Origin of the sequence: Scandinavium lactucae, from assembly GCF_033843265.1 — a bacterium.
Lineage (GTDB): Bacteria > Pseudomonadota > Gammaproteobacteria > Enterobacterales > Enterobacteriaceae > Scandinavium > Scandinavium lactucae.
In genome coordinates, this window is the sequence record NZ_JAWXRD010000040.1 from 577053 (window position 1) to 594195 (window position 17143).

At 54.3% G+C, this 17143-nt stretch carries 17 protein-coding genes; 11 read left to right on the forward strand and 6 right to left on the reverse strand.

The features are described from left to right. Window positions 1–222: 222 nt before the first annotated feature. Both gapA and SIK69_RS20385 read left to right on the forward strand, forming a co-directional pair. Entirely contained in the window at window positions 223–1218 is a 996-nt protein-coding gene (gene gapA, locus SIK69_RS20380; RefSeq protein WP_319630040.1) for a glyceraldehyde-3-phosphate dehydrogenase, read from the forward strand. 97 nt (window positions 1219–1315) lie between these two features. After that, a complete protein-coding gene (locus SIK69_RS20385) occupies window positions 1316–2200 on the forward strand; it encodes a D-hexose-6-phosphate mutarotase (RefSeq protein ID WP_319786932.1) in 885 nt (294 codons plus the stop codon). 94 nt (window positions 2201–2294) lie between these two features. Here the strand turns inward: SIK69_RS20385 and SIK69_RS20390 are convergent, their stop codons facing one another. After that, window positions 2295–3044 carry a MipA/OmpV family protein gene (locus tag SIK69_RS20390; protein WP_319786933.1) on the reverse strand — a complete coding sequence of 250 codons (750 nt, stop codon included), beginning with the start codon at window positions 3042–3044 and terminating at the stop codon, window positions 2295–2297. A 429-nt stretch (window positions 3045–3473) separates the two neighbouring features. Between SIK69_RS20390 and yeaG the strand changes: the two genes are divergently transcribed. The 3 genes from yeaG to SIK69_RS20405 all read left to right on the forward strand — a co-directional run bounded on the left by yeaG (window position 3474) and on the right by SIK69_RS20405 (window position 7415). Further along, window positions 3474–5408, forward strand: a complete 1935-nt coding sequence (gene yeaG, locus SIK69_RS20395) for a protein kinase YeaG (protein ID WP_319630037.1) — start codon at window positions 3474–3476, stop codon at window positions 5406–5408. A 78-nt stretch (window positions 5409–5486) separates the two neighbouring features. Next, complete coding sequence (locus SIK69_RS20400; RefSeq protein ID WP_319630036.1) at window positions 5487–6767, forward strand: YeaH/YhbH family protein; 1281 nt, start codon at window positions 5487–5489, stop codon at window positions 6765–6767. A gap of 123 nt (window positions 6768–6890) precedes the next feature. Then, a complete protein-coding gene (locus tag SIK69_RS20405) occupies window positions 6891–7415 on the forward strand; it encodes a YbaK/prolyl-tRNA synthetase associated domain-containing protein (RefSeq protein ID WP_319630035.1) in 525 nt (174 codons plus the stop codon). A gap of 9 nt (window positions 7416–7424) precedes the next feature. Here SIK69_RS20405 and yoaI read toward each other — a convergent pair whose 3' ends face one another. Further along, the gene (gene yoaI, locus SIK69_RS20410) at window positions 7425–7532 is read right to left on the reverse strand and encodes a small membrane protein YoaI (protein ID WP_319633083.1); all 108 of its coding nucleotides are present in this window, start codon (window positions 7530–7532) and stop codon (window positions 7425–7427) included. 226 nt (window positions 7533–7758) lie between these two features. On the opposite strand from yoaI, the gene SIK69_RS20415 reads away from it, so the two are divergent. The 3 genes from SIK69_RS20415 to SIK69_RS20425 all read left to right on the forward strand — a co-directional run bounded on the left by SIK69_RS20415 (window position 7759) and on the right by SIK69_RS20425 (window position 11694). Further along, window positions 7759–9093 carry a glycoside-pentoside-hexuronide (GPH):cation symporter gene (locus SIK69_RS20415; protein WP_319630034.1) on the forward strand — a complete coding sequence of 445 codons (1335 nt, stop codon included), beginning with the start codon at window positions 7759–7761 and terminating at the stop codon, window positions 9091–9093. A 15-nt stretch (window positions 9094–9108) separates the two neighbouring features. After that, window positions 9109–11145: a glycoside hydrolase family 31 protein gene (locus SIK69_RS20420; RefSeq protein WP_319630033.1), complete on the forward strand. Its 2037-nt coding sequence runs from the start codon at window positions 9109–9111 to the stop codon at window positions 11143–11145. A gap of 102 nt (window positions 11146–11247) precedes the next feature. Beyond that, a complete protein-coding gene (locus tag SIK69_RS20425) occupies window positions 11248–11694 on the forward strand; it encodes a DUF441 domain-containing protein (protein ID WP_319630032.1) in 447 nt (148 codons plus the stop codon). Here SIK69_RS20425 and SIK69_RS20430 read toward each other — a convergent pair. Continuing rightward, window positions 11691–12476 (reverse strand): AraC family transcriptional regulator, encoded by a 786-nt coding sequence (locus tag SIK69_RS20430; RefSeq protein ID WP_319786934.1) that lies wholly within the window; start codon window positions 12474–12476, stop codon window positions 11691–11693. The genes SIK69_RS20425 and SIK69_RS20430 overlap by 4 nt on opposite strands. 99 nt (window positions 12477–12575) lie before the next feature. Here SIK69_RS20430 and SIK69_RS20435 point away from each other — a divergent pair, with 99 nt between their 5' ends. After that, window positions 12576–13760, forward strand: coding sequence for a CynX/NimT family MFS transporter (locus tag SIK69_RS20435; RefSeq protein ID WP_319786935.1), 1185 nt, complete (start codon window positions 12576–12578; stop codon window positions 13758–13760). A 73-nt stretch (window positions 13761–13833) separates the two neighbouring features. Here SIK69_RS20435 and SIK69_RS20440 read toward each other — a convergent pair whose 3' ends face one another. Beyond that, the gene (locus SIK69_RS20440; RefSeq protein WP_319786936.1) at window positions 13834–14541 is read right to left on the reverse strand and encodes a CTP synthase C-terminal region-related (seleno)protein; all 708 of its coding nucleotides are present in this window, start codon (window positions 14539–14541) and stop codon (window positions 13834–13836) included. Between the two features lie 158 nt (window positions 14542–14699). On the opposite strand from SIK69_RS20440, the gene SIK69_RS20445 reads away from it, so the two are divergent. After that, the gene (locus SIK69_RS20445) at window positions 14700–15194 is read left to right on the forward strand and encodes a 2-thiouracil desulfurase family protein (protein ID WP_319630028.1); all 495 of its coding nucleotides are present in this window, start codon (window positions 14700–14702) and stop codon (window positions 15192–15194) included. Window positions 15195–15209: 15 nt separating this feature from the next. On the opposite strand, the gene SIK69_RS20450 is transcribed toward SIK69_RS20445, so the two are convergent. After that, entirely contained in the window at window positions 15210–15515 is a 306-nt protein-coding gene (locus SIK69_RS20450; protein WP_319630027.1) for a hypothetical protein, read from the reverse strand. A 69-nt stretch (window positions 15516–15584) separates the two neighbouring features. After that, window positions 15585–15827, reverse strand: coding sequence for a putative hemolysin (locus tag SIK69_RS20455; RefSeq protein ID WP_319630026.1), 243 nt, complete (start codon window positions 15825–15827; stop codon window positions 15585–15587). Between the two features lie 297 nt (window positions 15828–16124). Here SIK69_RS20455 and SIK69_RS20460 point away from each other — a divergent pair, with 297 nt between their 5' ends. Next, window positions 16125–17132 (forward strand): sensor domain-containing diguanylate cyclase, encoded by a 1008-nt coding sequence (locus SIK69_RS20460; protein WP_319630025.1) that lies wholly within the window; start codon window positions 16125–16127, stop codon window positions 17130–17132. Window positions 17133–17143 lie beyond the last annotated feature (11 nt).

Consider the following 17143-nt stretch of genomic DNA (forward strand, 5'->3'; position numbering starts at 1 on the left):
TGTGACCCACATCACATTATTATCTCTTATGGCCTTTAAAATTCCCGCCGCAGGCCGCATATGGAAATGAGCCCAATGGATGAGTGAGGCAGTCAGTCGCGCAAAGGTTGTGCATAGGATTGATTTGTCGCAATGATTGACACGATTCCGCTTGACGCTGCGTAAGGTTTTTGTAATTTTACAGGCAACCTTTTATTCACTAACAAATAGCTGGTGGAATATATGACTATCAAAGTAGGTATCAACGGTTTTGGCCGTATCGGTCGCATTGTTTTCCGTGCTGCTCAGGAACGTTCTGACATCGAGATCGTTGCAATCAACGATCTGTTAGACGCTGACTACATGGCATACATGCTGAAGTATGACTCCACTCACGGTCGTTTTAACGGCACCGTAGAAGTGAAAGACGGTCATCTGATCGTTAACGGTAAAAAAATCCGTGTTACCGCTGAGCGTGACCCGGCTAACCTGAAGTGGAACGAAGCAGGCGTTGACGTTGTTGCTGAAGCAACTGGTCTGTTCCTGACCGACGAAACCGCGCGTAAGCACATCACCGCTGGCGCGAAGAAAGTTGTTCTGACTGGCCCATCTAAAGATGACACCCCAATGTTTGTTAAAGGCGCTAACTTTGACAAATACCAGGGTCAGGACATCGTTTCTAACGCATCTTGCACCACCAACTGCCTGGCACCGCTGGCAAAAGTTATCAACGACAACTTCGGCATCATCGAAGGTCTGATGACGACTGTTCACGCGACCACCGCAACTCAGAAAACCGTTGATGGCCCGTCTCACAAAGACTGGCGCGGCGGCCGCGGCGCAGCACAGAACATCATCCCATCCTCTACCGGTGCTGCTAAAGCAGTAGGTAAAGTACTGCCAGAACTGAATGGCAAACTGACTGGTATGGCGTTCCGCGTTCCGACTCCAAACGTATCCGTTGTTGACCTGACCGTTCGTCTGGAAAAAGCAGCGTCTTACGAAGAAATCAAGAAAGCAATCAAAGCGGCTTCTGAAGGCGCAATGAAAGGCGTTCTGGGTTACACCGAAGACGACGTTGTTTCTACCGACTTCAACGGCGAAGTTTGCACTTCCGTGTTCGATGCTAAAGCTGGTATCGCACTGAACGACAACTTCGTGAAACTGGTTTCCTGGTACGACAACGAAACTGGCTACTCCAACAAAGTTCTGGACCTGATTGCTCACATCTCCAAATAAGTTGAGATGAGAATCTGATTCAAAACGGATCTAAAAAGGCGACCTCGGTCGCCTTTTTTATTGCTTTACGTTTACGGCTAACCTTTAGGATTGCACCATGATTAACAAAATTTTTGCTCTCCCGGTAGTTGAACAACTTACCCCTGTACTTTCTCGCCGCCAGCTTGATGACCTGGAACTGGTTGTGGTCGATCACCCACAGGCCAAAGCCTCTTTTGCTCTTCAGGGCGCACATTTGCTCTCCTGGAAACCGGCCGGAGAAGCCGAGGTCCTGTGGCTGAGCAACAACACTCCGTTCAAAAACGGCGTCGCGCTGCGCGGCGGCGTGCCGATTTGCTGGCCTTGGTTTGGCCCGGCGGCACAGCAGGGTCTACCTGCTCACGGCTTCGCGCGTAATCTGCCGTGGACGCTAAAAGCACATAACGAAGACGACAACGGCGTGGTGCTGACGTTTGAACTGCAAAGCAATGAAGAAACGCTGAAACTGTGGCCGCATGACTTCACGCTGTACGCCCGTTTCAAAGTGGGGAAAACCTGCGAGATTGAGCTGGAAGCCCATGGCGACTTTGAAACCACTTCCGCCCTGCACAGCTACTTCAACGTCGGCGACATTAGCGCGGTGAAAGTGAGTGACGTTGGCGATCGTTACATCGATAAAGTCAAAAATGCGGAAGAAGGTGTGTTGTCCGATGGCGTACAGACTTTCCCTGACCGTACTGACCGCGTGTACCTGAATGCAGAAGCCTGCAGCGTGATCCACGACGGTGCACTGGGTCGTAACATCGACGTGATTCACGGCCATCACAGCAACGTGGTGGGCTGGAATCCAGGCCCGGCACTGTCCGTCAGCATGGGCGACATGCCGGATGACGGTTATAAGACCTTCGTTTGCGTCGAAACCGCGTGTGTGACCCAACCGCAGAAAGCGTCGGAAGAAAAACCTTCCCGTCTGTCTCAGTCGATTCGCGTCGCAAAACGCTAATCGCTGCCGACACCAACACGCTGCACCAACACAATGCAAAACAGGGCGTTTCCGCCCTGTTTTATTGCATCTTAGGCACTGAAAAAGTGCGCTATCAGAAGCTGTAGGTTATACCGGTGGACAACAGCCCGGTCCAGTTTTTATCGACCATCGGGCTGTCGGTCACTTCGTCCGACAGGCGGGTATAGCGCCCTACCCCATACACGCTCCAGTCTGCATTCAGCTTATAGTTCACAGAAAGCTCGACATACGGGTTCCAGCCGTCGTTAGGATCGTAGCTGCGCAGGCCACTTTTCTTCGACTCGTTTTTGGAAACACCATAGTAGTAATCGTTCTGGTTCTCGCTGTTCCACTGTAAACCGATCCCCGGGGTGACGGTCAGGTTACCGGCGTTATAACGGTACAGCCACGCCATATCCCAAGCGATGCCGTTGCTCTTATCAAGCGTGTCACCGGCAAGCGTGGTGCGCAGGAAGCCGTATTGGGTGAAGTGCATATAGGACAGGCCGGCCATCATCGTCGACTGGCGACGATCGAGCTTACGCAGCTGATTGTTGTCGCTGTCACCTGGCTTAAAGTACAGCGGCGACCAGTAGGCGGTGATGGAGAGCTTATCGGCAGTATCGTTCCACAGGTAGTACCCTGCGCCGATGCCATGGAACCAGAAGTTATCACTTTCAAAATCAATGGCCGGGAACGGGTACACATCACTGCTGTACTGTTTGTACGGATGCCCAACGACCCCCACGCCTGCGCCGAGCGTCAATTTATTGTCGGCAGCCTGCACAACGGTCGATGCTGTTGCGAAGAGCAGACCCGTTGTTAATAGTTTGATTAATTTCACGTTGCATATCCCTTTCAAATTACAAGCGGCTGAAGTTTACCCGCCCGGTCCGCTGACCTCAAATTCTTTACTTCTGCTTACGAAATTTAATCGCTCAAATTGCCACTTTCGGATGACACGCCGCTTGCAGTCCGATGACAGTCCGGTGAATGCATTAAATATCTTCCACTTTAAGTGGCGGTATTTTTTGATGAGTTATTGATATGTCATTGAAATTGACTTTTACCAACATGCAAGTTTTCCAAATGCCATCTACGCTTAAATTCAGAAGGTGTAATCGCGGGGCACGTTATGTTTTCAGACCCGTCAACCTGGCATAAGGGTTGCTGGAGATTGGACAAGCGCGGTTCAGTTTACCTCTTCCGGGAGCCTCTATTACTCATACGAACGGCTCTTATCCTGTGCTAAAAAACGAAAGGACGGCATGCCATGAATATATTCGATCACTATCGCCAGCGTTATGAAGCTGCCAAGGACGAAGAGTTCACACTGCAGGAATTTCTTGCAACCTGTAAGCAAGATCGCAGTGCCTATGCCAATGCGGCAGAGCGTCTGTTAATGGCCATTGGTGAGCCAGTAATGGTGGATACTGCCCATGAGCCACGGCTGTCCCGTCTATTTTCGAATCGGGTGGTTGCACGCTACCCGGCGTTTGAGGAGTTTTACGGCATGGAAGATGCTATCGAACAGATAGTGTCGTACCTGAAACATGCCGCCCAGGGACTGGAAGAGAAGAAACAGATCCTCTATTTACTTGGCCCAGTGGGTGGCGGTAAATCATCGCTGGCAGAACGTCTGAAAGCGTTGATGCAACGCGTGCCGATTTATGTGCTGAGCGCCAACGGCGAGCGCAGTCCGGTCAACGATCACCCGCTGTGCCTGTTCAATCCGCAGGAAGATGCGCAGCTTCTGGAAAAAGAGTACGGCATCCCGAACCGCTACCTCGGCACCATCATGTCGCCATGGGCGGCAAAACGGTTGAATGAGTTCGGCGGTGATATCACCAAGTTCCGGGTGGTGAAAGTGTGGCCGTCGATTCTGGCGCAGATTGCGATTGCGAAAACAGAACCGGGCGATGAGAACAACCAGGATATCTCGGCGCTGGTCGGTAAAGTGGATATTCGTAAACTGGAAAACCACGCGCAGAACGATCCAGATGCGTACGGTTACTCCGGGGCGCTGTGCCGCGCGAACCAGGGTCTGATGGAATTCGTCGAGATGTTTAAAGCACCGATTAAAGTGCTGCATCCGCTGCTGACCGCCACCCAGGAAGGTAACTACAACGGTACTGAGGGGATCTCCGCCCTGCCGTTCAACGGGATTATTCTCGCGCACTCCAATGAATCGGAGTGGGTGACCTTCCGTAATAACAAGAACAATGAGGCGTTCCTTGACCGTGTGTACATCGTCAAAGTGCCTTATTGCCTGCGGATCTCCGAAGAGATCAAAATTTACGAAAAACTGCTTAACCACAGTGAACTGACCCATGCACCCTGTGCGCCGGGCACGCTCGAAACCCTGGCGCGATTCTCTATTCTGTCGCGTCTGAAAGAGCCAGAAAACTCGAGCATCTACTCGAAAATGCGCGTGTATGACGGGGAAAGCCTGAAAGACACCGATCCGAAAGCGAAATCCTATCAGGAGTATCGCGACTATTCGGGCGTGGATGAAGGGATGAACGGTCTGTCGACGCGCTTTGCATTCAAGATTCTCTCGCGGGTGTTCAACTTTGACCACGTAGAGGTGGCGGCCAACCCGGTCCATCTGTTCTACGTCCTGGAGCAGCAGATTGAACGCGAGCAATTCCCGCAGGAGCAGTCGGAACGCTATCTCGAGTTCCTCAAAGGCTACCTGATCCCGAAATATGCCGAGTTCATCGGTAAAGAGATCCAGACCGCCTATCTTGAATCCTATTCTGAATATGGACAGAACATTTTCGACCGTTATGTCACCTACGCAGACTTCTGGATCCAGGACCAGGAATACCGCGACCCGGATACCGGTCAGTTGTTCGACCGCGAATCGCTGAATGCGGAACTGGAAAAAATTGAGAAGCCCGCCGGGATAAGCAACCCGAAAGACTTCCGTAACGAAATCGTCAACTTCGTGCTGCGCGCCAGAGCAAACTACAGCGGACGGAACCCGAACTGGACCAGCTACGAGAAACTGCGCACGGTCATTGAGAAGAAAATGTTCTCGAATACCGAGGAGCTGTTGCCGGTGATTTCGTTTAATGCCAAAACGTCAACCGACGAGCAGAAAAAACACGATGATTTTGTCGATCGTATGATGGAGAAAGGCTATACCCGCAAACAGGTTCGCCTGCTGTGCGAATGGTATCTGCGCGTACGTAAATCGTCGTAATGTAGAAAGTCGCCCGGCGGCGCATCGCCTGCCGGGCCTACGCAGCAGAAGGTTGGCAAATGCAGTACGGGAGGGAATATGACCTGGTTCATAGACCGACGCCTGAACGGTAAGAATAAAAGTGCGGTGAACCGCCAGCGCTTTTTGCGCCGCTATAAGGCGCAGATAAAACAGTCGATCTCCGAAGCGATTAACAAGCGATCGGTGACCGATATCGACAGCGGTGAGTCGGTTTCTATTCCGACAGACGATATCAGCGAACCGATGTTCCATCAGGGACGCGGCGGCCTGCGCCATCGCGTTCATCCTGGTAACGATCACTTCGTGCAAAACGACCGTATCGAACGCCCTCAGGGTGGCGGCGGCGGCGGGGGGAGCGGTCAGGGACAGGCGAGTCCGGACGGCGAAGGCCAGGACGAATTCGTGTTTCAGATTTCCAAAGATGAATACCTGGATCTGCTGTTTGAAGATTTGGCCCTGCCCAATCTGAAGAAAAATCAGCACCGCCAACTGACGGAGTACAAAACGCATCGTGCCGGATACACCGCCAACGGCGTGCCGGCCAACATTAGCGTGGTGCGTTCTTTGCAGAACTCACTGGCGCGGCGCACGGCGATGACCGCCGGGAAACGTCGCGAATTACGGGAACTGGAAGCCAGTCTCGACACCGTCGCCAAAAGCGAGCCGGTGCAACTGCTGGAAGAGGAACGTCTGCGCAAGGAGATAGCCGAACTGCGGGCGAAAATCGAACGCGTACCGTTTATCGACACTTTTGACCTGCGTTATAAGAACTACGAGAAACGCCCGGAACCCTCCAGCCAGGCAGTCATGTTCTGTCTGATGGATGTCTCAGGCTCGATGGATCAGGCGACCAAGGACATGGCGAAACGTTTTTACATCCTGCTGTATCTGTTCCTCAGCCGGACCTATAAAAACGTCGATGTGGTGTATATCCGCCATCACACCCAGGCGAAAGAAGTGGACGAGCATGAGTTCTTTTATTCACAGGAAACCGGCGGAACCATTGTCTCCAGCGCCCTGAAGCTGATGGATGAAGTGGTGAAAGAACGTTACGACCCCGCGCAGTGGAATATTTATGCCGCGCAGGCGTCGGATGGTGACAACTGGGCCGATGACTCACCGCTGTGTCATGAAATTCTGGCGAAGAAAATTCTGCCGGTGGTGCGCTACTACAGCTATATCGAAATCACCCGCCGGGCGCATCAAACCCTGTGGCGTGAATACGAACATCTGCAGGCGATGTTTGAGAATTTTGCCATGCAGCATATCCGCGATCAGGAAGATATTTATCCGGTCTTCCGGGAACTGTTCCACAAACAAGGCACCACCACCAGCTAACCTCATCAGCCAGATAGCATTTATCTGGCTGATTTTCTTCTGTCTCCCCGATCCCTGCCCCGCGCTTGCCCCATCGCATCTGAGCGATTATTCTGACCGTTCGGTTCTTTTGATGGAGTCACTATGTCTGATTTAACGTCGTCTGAAATAGCCTCCCGCGACGTTCACCAGCATTTGCTGGCCGTGCTGAATACTCAGCAGGCGCGTTTTCGGGTGATGGAGCATGAAGCCATCGGCAAGTGCGAAGCGGTGTCTGAGGTGCGCGGTACGGCGCTCGGACAAGGTGCTAAGGCGCTGGTGTGCAAGGTGAAAGGAAACGGCGTCAAACAGCACGTGCTGGCGATCCTGGCCGCCGATCAGCAGGCCGATTTATCCCGCCTGGCGTTGCATCTCGGCGGTCTGAAAGCCTCGCTGGCAAGCCCGGCAGAAGTGGATGCCCTCACCGCCTGTGTGTTTGGCGCGATCCCACCGTTCAGCTTTCACCCGGCCCTGAAGCTGGTCGCCGATCCGCTGCTATTTGAGCGTTTTGATGAAATCGCCTTTAACGCGGGATTACTGGAAAAATCGATTGTGATGGATACTCAGGATTACCTGCGGATTGCCCAGCCAGAACTGGTTGATTTTCGACGCGCGCAAGACACTGAATAATACCAGGCGCTAGGGGTGTCTTTCCAGAAACAGGACGGACGCCACCAGAATCCCCCCCACTGATAAAAATGAAAGCAGGATAGTCAGCGTTTCGACGAACAGTTGATCGTGCATCATTACCCTCCCATTCTGATTTTCTCTTTTTACACCCTATTAATGACACTGGCATGACAGCCTGTTTTTTCTCCTGCGCAATAATAAAAGCGTAATTTGTTACCGGTATCACGAAAAGGATTTTCCATAAGTCTGATGCCAGATCTCGTAATTGTTAACTTTGCCCTGCTGGTTAACCATCAATGTCAGAACATCCTCAAATAAACCTTACACTGGCAAGGTGAATACAATGACTGACAAGGTAACCCGCAAAGAAAAAATCAGTTATGGGTTGGGCGATATGGCCAGCCATATAGGGCTGGATAACGTCATTATCTTTCTGACTTTTTATTATACCGATGTGGTTGGGCTACCTGCTGCCTTCGTCGGCACCATGTTTCTGTTGGCGCGAACCGCGGACGCCATTATCGATCCGGCGATGGGCTATCTTGCCGACAGAACGAAATCGCGTTGGGGAAAATTCCGGCCATGGATGCTGTGGCTTGCTCTCCCTTTCGGTGCCAGCTGTCTGCTCACCTACGCGGTGCCAGAATCGCTGGATTTGCACGGTAAAATGATTTTCGCCACCCTGAGCTACACCTTCATGATGCTGATGTATACGGCGATTAATATTCCCTACTGCTCAATGGGGGCCGTTATTACCCCGGATAACGACACGCGTATTTCTCTGCAATCGTATCGCTTTTTCCTGGCGACACTCGGCGGGGCGTTATCCACATTCTTTATGATGCCTTTGGCGGAATATTTAGGCGGCGCAGATAAATTACTCGGCTATCGCTGGGCAATGGGAATTATGGCCTCGGTGGCAGTGGTTATGTTCTGGGTCTGTTTCGCGAATACCCGTGAGCGGATTAACGCTCCGGCTACACATAATAATTACCTCGCTGAATTACGTGATTTATTGCGCAACGATCAATGGCGCGTGGTGGCCGTCCTGGTATTAACCAACATTGGTTTTGGGGTTATTCGTCTCGGGGCGATGATGTATTTCGTCACCTATTATCTGGGCAGCGCCAGCTATTTTATGTGGATGCTCGGGGCGCATATTCTGGGTAAAGCCGCGGGTAGCGCGCTGGCGAAACGACTCACCCATAATTACAGCAAAGTGCAAATGTTTGGCTATTGCGCCGTGCTGGCCGGGGTGATGAGCATTGCACTGTTCTTCGCGCCGAAATCGGTGTTCATCCTGGTGCCGCTCACGTTTGTGATTTCAACCCTGTACCAGGCCACGACCACCCTGATGTGGGTGATGATGGCAGATGTCGCCGACTACGCCGAATGGAAGCAAGGCAAACGCATGGACGGCGTTATCTTCTCGACCTTCCTCGCAGTGCTCAAATTGGGGATGGCGATCAGCGGGGCGATCGTCGGCTGGACCCTGGGCTTGAGCGGCTATGTGCCGAATGCCGCCGCCCAAACCTCTACCGCGATGTACTGCATTATCGCCCTGTTTACCGTCGTTCCCGGACTGTTGTCTCTGGGCGCATTCGCCACCCTGCGCTGGTACAAACTCGATGACAGCACCATGAAATCCATCAATCTCGCCAGACACAGTATTTCGTAAAAGGACAGTTAAGCCATGAGTGAACTCATTTCGCATTCCAGTAGCATTGAGTGGCGCTTCGAACGCCAAATCCTGCGCATTGAGCCGTGGGGTAAAAACAGCCTGCGCGTCAGAGCGACCTGCGCACCCGAATTCAGTGAAAGCCTTCATGCGCTGCTACCCGCTGAATCTTGCGCTGCGGCGGTAACATCCAGCGCCGAAAGCCTGACCCTGCGCAATGGCAATATTACCGCGGTGCTTAATCTGAAAGGACAGCTGGCCTTTTATAATCAGCGCGGCGAACTGCTGCTGGAAGAAATGTGGCGACAGCGCTCAACCGTGGGCATTGGGGCCAGTGAAAAAAGTCAGGATAAATATGTCAGTGCCTTAAAACTCGACGGTCGCGAATTTAAGCCGCTGACGGGCGGAAAGTATCAGCTCACCGTGCGCTTTGAATCGCGCCCCGAGGAGCGGCTTTATGGCATGGGACAGTATCAACAGCCGTGGCTGGATCTGAAAGGCTGTACTCTTGAGCTGGCCCAGCGTAACTCCCAGGCCAGCGTGCCTTTCATGCAGTCGAGCCTTGGCTACGGCCTGCTGTGGAATAATCCGGCGATTGGTGAAGTGAGCTTTGCCAAAAACCAAACCGAGTGGCGGGCACGCGTCACCGGGGAGATGGACTACTGGATAACCGCCGCCGACAGCATCGTCGACATCACTCGCCAGTATGCCAACGCGACGGGGACTCCGCCGCCCGCCCCCGCCTTTATCAGCGGTTTATGGCAGTGTAAATTGCGCTATCGCACCCAGCAGGAAGTGTTGGATGTCGCTCGCGAATACCGTCGCCGCCAACTGCCGCTTTCCGTGATGGTGATTGATTTCTTCCATTGGCCGAATCAGGGTACATGGTGTTTCGACCCGATTGATTGGCCCGATCCTAAAGCGATGGTCGACGAACTCAGCGCCATGGGGATTGAACTGATGGTGTCAGTCTGGCCCACGGTTGAAGCGCGTAGCCCTTTATATCCGCAGATGAAGGCCAAAGGCTGGCTGGTCAGCAGCGAGCGCGGTGTGCAGGTGAATCTTGATTTTATGGGGAATACCACCTTCTTCGACGCCACACACCCGCAGGCGCGCCAGTTTGTCTGGGAGACGGTGAAGAAAAATTATTATGATTTGGGGATTAAGCTGTTCTGGCTCGATGAAGCCGAGCCTGAGTATCGGGCCTATGATTTTGATAACTATCGCTACCACGCCGGGCCGGTGCTGGAAGTGGGCAACCGTTATCCACGCGACTTTGCTCAGGGGTTTTACGATGGCCTACAGGCCAACGGCGAGCGCGATATCGTCAACCTAGTACGCTGCTCCTGGGCGGGAAGTCAGCGCTACGGCGTGCTGGCCTGGTCCGGGGACGTACACTCCTCATTCCATGCTTTCCGCAATCAGATTGCCGCCGGACTGAACATGGGTCTGGCCGGTATTCCGTGGTGGACCACCGACATTGGCGGTTTCCAGGGCGGAAACGTCAACGATCCCGCCTTCCATGAACTGTTGATCCGCTGGTTCCAGTGGGCGGTATTCTGTCCGGTCCTACGGATGCATGGCTATCGTGAGCCGCAGATCCAACCGCCTGAACGCTATCGCGACGGCATTCCGCAGTGTAACAGCGGCTCGCCCAATGAGCTGTGGAGCTACGGTGAGGCTAATTTCGACATCATGCAGCACTGGCTTAGCGTGCGGGAAAAGCTGCGGCCATACATTGATGCGCTTTATGACAACGCGCATCAGCATGGGGATCCGCTGATGCGTCCGCTGTTCTGGCATTATCCGCAACAGCAGCAGAGCTGGGAGACGGAAGATCAGTATCTGTTTGGCGAGGATTTACTGGTCGCCCCGGTGATGCACGCCGGGCAACGCCAGCGTGAAGTCTGGCTACCCGCGGGCACCCAGTGGATCGCTCTGAACGGGGAGCGTTATCAGGGGGGCGAGCGCATCACTGTCGACGCAGCGCTGGAAACCATTCCGGTCTTCATCCGTGCAGGCAGCGAGTTGGTTAACATCCTCGTGAACTGACTATAGCCCCCGAAAAACAAGACTTTTTTTTACAAAAGCCTGTTTACTCACGTATTTATGCGTAAAGTAAGCAGGCTTACTTTTTTTGGCAAGGATTCCTGCATGTTTGACTCTACCCTGATGATTCTCCTCGGGCTGGCGGCGCTGGGTTTTATCAGCCATAACACCACCGTCGCGGTCTCGATTCTGGTGCTGATTATCGTGCGCGTCACCCCGCTCAGTACCTTCTTTCCCTGGATTGAAAAACAGGGTCTCAGCATTGGTATTATCGTGCTGACCATTGGTGTGATGGCCCCGATAGCCAGTGGCACCCTGCCGGCCTCGACGCTGCTGCATTCGTTCTTTAACTGGAAATCGCTGGTCGCTATCGCGGTGGGGGTGTTTGTCTCATGGCTCGGTGGCCGGGGCGTACAGCTGATGGGGACCCAACCGCAGATGGTCGCGGGCCTGTTAGTCGGAACGGTTCTTGGTGTGGCGCTGTTTCGCGGCGTGCCGGTGGGACCGCTGATCGCCGCCGGGATCGTGTCGCTGTTTATTGGCAAGGGTTAGTCAGACAGCCCGTTCAGATAACGCCCTGGGGTTTGCCCTAATCCTTTGCGAAACATAGTGATAAAGGCGGTGGTGGAATCGTAGCCCAGCGCATGGGCGGTCTGCTGGACGGTCTGCCCACGAATAAGCCCCTGTAGCGCCAGGATCAGCTGAAGCTGATGCCGCCAGCGGCGAAAGCTGAGTCCGGTCTCTTTCACCACCAGTCGGGCCAGATTGCGCTCGCTCATCGCGAAGTGGCGGGCCCACTGCCCCAACGTTTGCCAGACCGCCGGTTCGGCGGCCATCGTCTCCACCATCGTGCGAATTTTCGGATGCGTTGACACCGGCAGTTGCAGCTGTTGCTGTGGCTGCTGCGGTAACTCATCAAATAATACCTGAATCAGCCGCTGCATCGCCGGGGTCTGTTTCTCGCCCTGATTGCGCGTGGCCATCGTCAGAATAAGTTCCCGCACCAGGGGCGAAATCTTCAGCGTGCAGCAGTGGTCCGGCATCGCCGCCACCCCAGGCTCAATAAACAGAAAACAGAGTCTGGCCCCCGGTGTGGCACGGTTACTGTGCGGCAGTTGGCCTGGGATCCACACCGCATACTGCGGCGGCACCATCCACATCGCGTTTTCCACTTCGCAGGTTATCGCCCCGTGCAGGGCCAGAATCAGCTGGCCTTTACGGTGCTGATGCACGGGAATGAATTGTTCATCTTCGACCACCTGAATGCGGAACGCTTCCGCGGCGTCGTGCTGGCTGTCGGGCTCATACCCTTCCAGCCCTAATCCTGACAGCATTGTTTTGTCCGATTTGAGCGATTATTTGTCATTTTAGCTTGATTTAAAGCTGGGGGAAAACCGCTATTGTAAGCGCTCCTGAGAATGACCGAGAACACCATGAGTACAGTTGCTATGACCTCCCGTCGACAGACCCTGCTGTTGATTGCCGGGATATTACTGATCGCCACCTCACTGCGGGTGATTTTTACCGGTGCCGCCCCACTGCTGGACAGCATTCGCGCCGACTTTGGCTTGTCCACCGCCCAGACCGGAATGCTGACCACCCTGCCGCTGCTGGCGTTTGGCTTGATCTCCCCAATGGCGGCGGGCATTGCGCGCCGTTTTGGCATGGAGCGCAGCCTGCTGGCCGCGCTGCTGTTGATGTGTATCGGGATTGGCCTCCGTTCCCTGCCCTCTCCGGCGATGTTGTTCGTCGGGACCGCGATTATCGGCAGCGGCATTGCGCTGGGTAACGTCCTGCTGCCGGGGCTGATTAAACGTGATTTTTCCGGCCATGTGGCGCGCATGACCGGGGCATATTCTCTGACCATGGGCGTTGCCGCCGCGCTGGGTTCCGCCTTAGTGGTGCCGATTGCTATAAGCGGTGCAGGATGGCATGGGGCGCTGTTAGCGCTGATGGTGTTCCCGCTGCTCGGTCTGATCGTTTGGCTGCCGCAGCTGAGCAACCATACGCCTGGCACCGTCACCGGGGCGCGCAGTCTGCACAACAAGGGCATCTGGCGTTCGGCGCTGGCCTGGCAGGTGACCCTGTTCCTGGGTATCAACTCTTTGGTGTATTACGTGGTCATCGGTTGGCTGCCCGCCATTCTGATTAGCCACGGCTACAGCGAAGCGCAGGCGGGTTCGTTGCACGGCTTATTACAGCTGGCGACCGCCGTGCCGGGGCTGCTCATTCCGCTGGTGCTGCATAAGCTGAAAGACCAGCGCGGTATTGCCGTCGGGGTGGCTCTGATGTGTGCCGTCAGCGCCGCAGGCTTCTGGCTGTTGCCGCAACAGGCCACATTGTGGACGCTGATTTTCGGCTTTGGCTGCGGGGCGACGATGATTTTGGGACTGACGTTTATCGGTCTACGTGCAGGTTCAGCGCATCAGGCTGCGGCCCTGTCCGGGATGGCACAATCCGTGGGTTATCTGCTGGCCGCCTGTGGTCCACCGCTGATGGGTAAAATTCATGACGCCAGCGGCGACTGGCATATTCCATTGATTGCGGTGGCGATTCTTTCGCTGATGATGGCCGTATTCGGTGGGCTTGCCGGACGTGACCGGGAGATCGGTGGGTAGTGGAATAATGCCCGGTCGCGCTGAGTTTACCGGGCCTACACCGCGAGCGTAGGCCCGAAAAAAAGACATTTTTTTAGTTGGCAGCCGCGCGTAAAAACGCATGAACCAATGGCGCAGGACGGCCCTCCAGGGCATTGCGTTCGTGCTGGAACAGCGTGCCGACAAAGAACGGATGGGTGATGAGTTCTACCGCCCGAATCTCGCCCTCATCATCCCAGCCGGTCACGCGCAGAGCACCAGATTCAAGCTCAGCCGCAAACTCCGGTGAAATACCGTAGTTACAGTGATACCCCTCTTCAATGCTCAACCGACCGTAGGCTTTGGCTGTCAGCGTATTGGCCCGCAGCTCAATGGCATCGGTTTTTTCCACCAGCGAACAGGCCAGCGGCGCAATCACCATCCGGCCTTCGGTGTCGGTTTCGGCGTGCGCGGCATCGCTCCAGCCCAGCACGTTACGGGCATATTCGATTATCGCATGCTGGAAACCACCGCAGGTGCCGAGGAACGGGATGCTGTTTTCACGCGCGTAGCGGATGGCGATCAACGCCCCTTCAGCATTTTTGTACGGGCTGGCCGGCACCAGCCAGATAGCGTCATAACCCACCAGGTCGTCGCCACTGCGGATATCGGCGGTTGCAAGCCAGTCGTAGTCGGCGGTAAGTTCCTGAACGGCAGCAGCATCGTCAATCGCCAGCGGGATCGCCTGATGGGCAATCACGTCGGCATTAAAGTCGCCAACGAGGGCAATTCGGAGTGTCGTTTTGTTCGAAGGGTGTTCCATGAGGGGATTCCTTATGCGGTGCAGTTTACGGGCTACATAAGGAACACCAGACTACCGGGATTTTGCATGCAGAACAATCCCTAGAATGAGCAAGTGGCGATCGTTTCATCTGATGAGGGAAAGTATTACTCTTGAAGCAGACAGCCAATGGAGTTGAGATGAAAACAAAAATCCTGGTCAGCGCATGCCTGATGGGCCATCCGGTACGTTACAACGCCAGCGCCAAGACGCAGCTCGGAGAACTGCTGCAGCGTCTGCGGGAAGAAAACCGACTGGTGATCCACTGCCCGGAACTCGCCGCCGGGTTGCCCACCCCACGCCCCTCAGCAGAAATAATTGCCGCTCAGGGAGAACAGGTGCTCGCAGGTCAGGCGCAAATTTTTGAACGCACCGGAGCCGATGTTACCGGTCATTATCAGCTTGCAGCCTGGCTGGCGTTGAAAGCAGCGCAGGAATCAGGTTGCCGGGCCGCGCTGTTGACCGATGGCAGTCCTACCTGCGGCAGTACAGAAATTTATGACGGAAGCTTTAGTGGCCGAAAAATTGCCGGTAACGGCGTTGCCGCAGCGCTTCTGCGCCAGCACGGTATCGCCGTGTTTTCACATCAACAGATCCCGGCGCTGTTGACCTGGATTGCAGAGCAAGAGCAATAAACCGCGTGGGGTGATTTACTCAATCACCTTTTCAAGCTCATCAGCGGGCAGCATGTCCGGATTAAGCGGCATCAGATGTTCCGGGCGTACGAACGCAAATCCGGCCTGACCGTCTACCGACTGAATATTCCCGGTCACCAGCCACAGCGGGCGCTGCGCTTCACGCGGTAACTCTGTCACCACGCCGTTCACGGGATTGAGAATACGTTCCCCGGGCTGACACAGCGCAAAAAGTGAAACCGATTTGCCGATGTTGGCACGACCTGTAGGGGTTCGGGCCGCGATGATCATCGCCAGAGTGCCCGGTTTAAGCTGAAACATGCTGCTCTCACACTGTCCAGTTTTAAGATTTATCTTAACTCTGATTGTATCCTGGAGAGCAGCGCGCTGTCACGACTGAGAATGATCGCGACGGTACAGCGTCCACTCGTCAATCACTTCGCCGTTCGGCAATTTGCAGTCGGTACGCACGCCCTGAGGGCTCTGCACGGGTAATTCCGTCCCGCCCTTTTGCTGGCAGTAGACCGCCGCAGGATTGGCCATCCCCATGTTTGGTGGCGGTGGCGCATCGTGTTGTTTGGCCGCAGTGCATCCCGCCAGTACCAACGGGAGTAATAATCCGACGTATTTCATTGATATTCCATCCTTTAATTGGGCTAAAATGCCTTATTCTTCACTATTTCTTCATTTTAATTGCACTTTTGCAACTTAAATTAGGAGCGTTCTCGAACTTACCCGAGAACATATCATTCCATAATCAATGAGTTTTGCCCCGCCTCCCCCGGCGGGGCTTTTTTGCAACAAAATCCCGCTTTTCTCGCCCATTTGATGTATAAAATTTGATGTATTCATGTTTTACTATTGTTAGATAGTCGATATTTTCAGCATAGCGTGCAGTTGTAGCCGTTATTGCACGGGAGCTTCCAGGTCATGTCAGATATTATTCTTGCCCGCGTCTCACAAACCCTTGCCACCGAACAAACGCTCGAAAGCCTGGTGCGCCAGCTGCTCGAAATGCTGGAACTGGTTACGCATATGGAATCGACGTATCTGACTAAAATCGACAACGCCACTCGCCTCCAGCACATTGTTTATGCCCGCAACAGCAGCCAGATGCAGATCCCCGAAGGGTTTTCCGTGCCGTGGGATGACACGCTGTGCAAACGCGCCGTCGAAGAGCAGCACTATTTCAGCAATGACGTGGCTACCCGCTGGCAGGAATGCCAGGCCGCTCAGTCTCTCGGCATTAATACCTTCTTCACCACACCGGTACACCTTGCCGATGGTTCACTGTATGGCACCCTTTGCGCCGCCAGCCGCGATACGCACAGTTACAGCCTCAACAGCGAACACGTGTTGCATCTGTTTGCGAGCCTGATTGCGCGTTATATCGAGAAAGAGTCTTTAGTGATGCAGCTGCGCGAGGCTAATGCGGCCTTGGTCGCGCATTCCTATACCGATGCGCTGACGGGCCTGGCCAATCGACGGGCGGTGTATGAACTTCTTGATGCGCTGTTTGAACGCGTGCGCCGCAATCAAACCCGGGTCCTGGTGGCATTTATCGATCTCGACGATTTTAAAGAGATTAACGATATTCATGGGCATCAGGCGGGAGATGATTTCTTGATTCAGGTCGGCCATCGGCTGACGTCAGTGATGAGCGATACCGATATCGTCGGTCGCCTCGGCGGAGATGAGTTCCTGGTGGCCTGTGAAATCAGTTCCAGCGGCCAGAAACAGCCTTTTATTGAGCTGCTGCGTCGTCAAATTTGTGGTCACTATCAGCTTTGCAACCACAGTATTCACTACCCAGGTGCCAGCATTGGTGCCATCGACGTGTGCCCACAAGAGATGGACGCTGAGAGCGCTATTCAGGCCGCCGATGCCGCGATGTATATCGATAAAAAATATCGTCAGCGCGTCGGGGTGGCGACCTGACGCGCTAACGC

What these genes read in the sequence shown, in the direction of transcription:
- yeaG (WP_319630037.1), top strand. Translation starts at nt 3,474, where the DNA reads ATGAATATATTCGATCACTATCGCCAGCGTTATGAAGCTGCCAAGGAC.
- SIK69_RS20415 (WP_319630034.1), top strand. Translation starts at nt 7,759, where the DNA reads ATGACTGACAAGGTAACCCGCAAAGAAAAAATCAGTTATGGGTTGGGC.
- SIK69_RS20440 (WP_319786936.1), bottom strand. Translation starts at nt 14,541, where the DNA reads ATGGAACACCCTTCGAACAAAACGACACTCCGAATTGCCCTCGTTGGC.
- SIK69_RS20450 (WP_319630027.1), bottom strand. Translation starts at nt 15,515, where the DNA reads ATGTTTCAGCTTAAACCGGGCACTCTGGCGATGATCATCGCGGCCCGA.
- SIK69_RS20430 (WP_319786934.1), bottom strand. Translation starts at nt 12,476, where the DNA reads ATGCTGTCAGGATTAGGGCTGGAAGGGTATGAGCCCGACAGCCAGCAC.
- SIK69_RS20455 (WP_319630026.1), bottom strand. Translation starts at nt 15,827, where the DNA reads ATGAAATACGTCGGATTATTACTCCCGTTGGTACTGGCGGGATGCACT.
- SIK69_RS20385 (WP_319786932.1), top strand. Translation starts at nt 1,316, where the DNA reads ATGATTAACAAAATTTTTGCTCTCCCGGTAGTTGAACAACTTACCCCT.
- SIK69_RS20425 (WP_319630032.1), top strand. Translation starts at nt 11,248, where the DNA reads ATGTTTGACTCTACCCTGATGATTCTCCTCGGGCTGGCGGCGCTGGGT.
- gapA (WP_319630040.1), top strand. Translation starts at nt 223, where the DNA reads ATGACTATCAAAGTAGGTATCAACGGTTTTGGCCGTATCGGTCGCATT.
- SIK69_RS20405 (WP_319630035.1), top strand. Translation starts at nt 6,891, where the DNA reads ATGTCTGATTTAACGTCGTCTGAAATAGCCTCCCGCGACGTTCACCAG.
- SIK69_RS20420 (WP_319630033.1), top strand. Translation starts at nt 9,109, where the DNA reads ATGAGTGAACTCATTTCGCATTCCAGTAGCATTGAGTGGCGCTTCGAA.
- yoaI (WP_319633083.1), bottom strand. Translation starts at nt 7,532, where the DNA reads ATGATGCACGATCAACTGTTCGTCGAAACGCTGACTATCCTGCTTTCA.
- SIK69_RS20400 (WP_319630036.1), top strand. Translation starts at nt 5,487, where the DNA reads ATGACCTGGTTCATAGACCGACGCCTGAACGGTAAGAATAAAAGTGCG.
- SIK69_RS20435 (WP_319786935.1), top strand. Translation starts at nt 12,576, where the DNA reads ATGAGTACAGTTGCTATGACCTCCCGTCGACAGACCCTGCTGTTGATT.
- SIK69_RS20445 (WP_319630028.1), top strand. Translation starts at nt 14,700, where the DNA reads ATGAAAACAAAAATCCTGGTCAGCGCATGCCTGATGGGCCATCCGGTA.
- SIK69_RS20460 (WP_319630025.1), top strand. Translation starts at nt 16,125, where the DNA reads ATGTCAGATATTATTCTTGCCCGCGTCTCACAAACCCTTGCCACCGAA.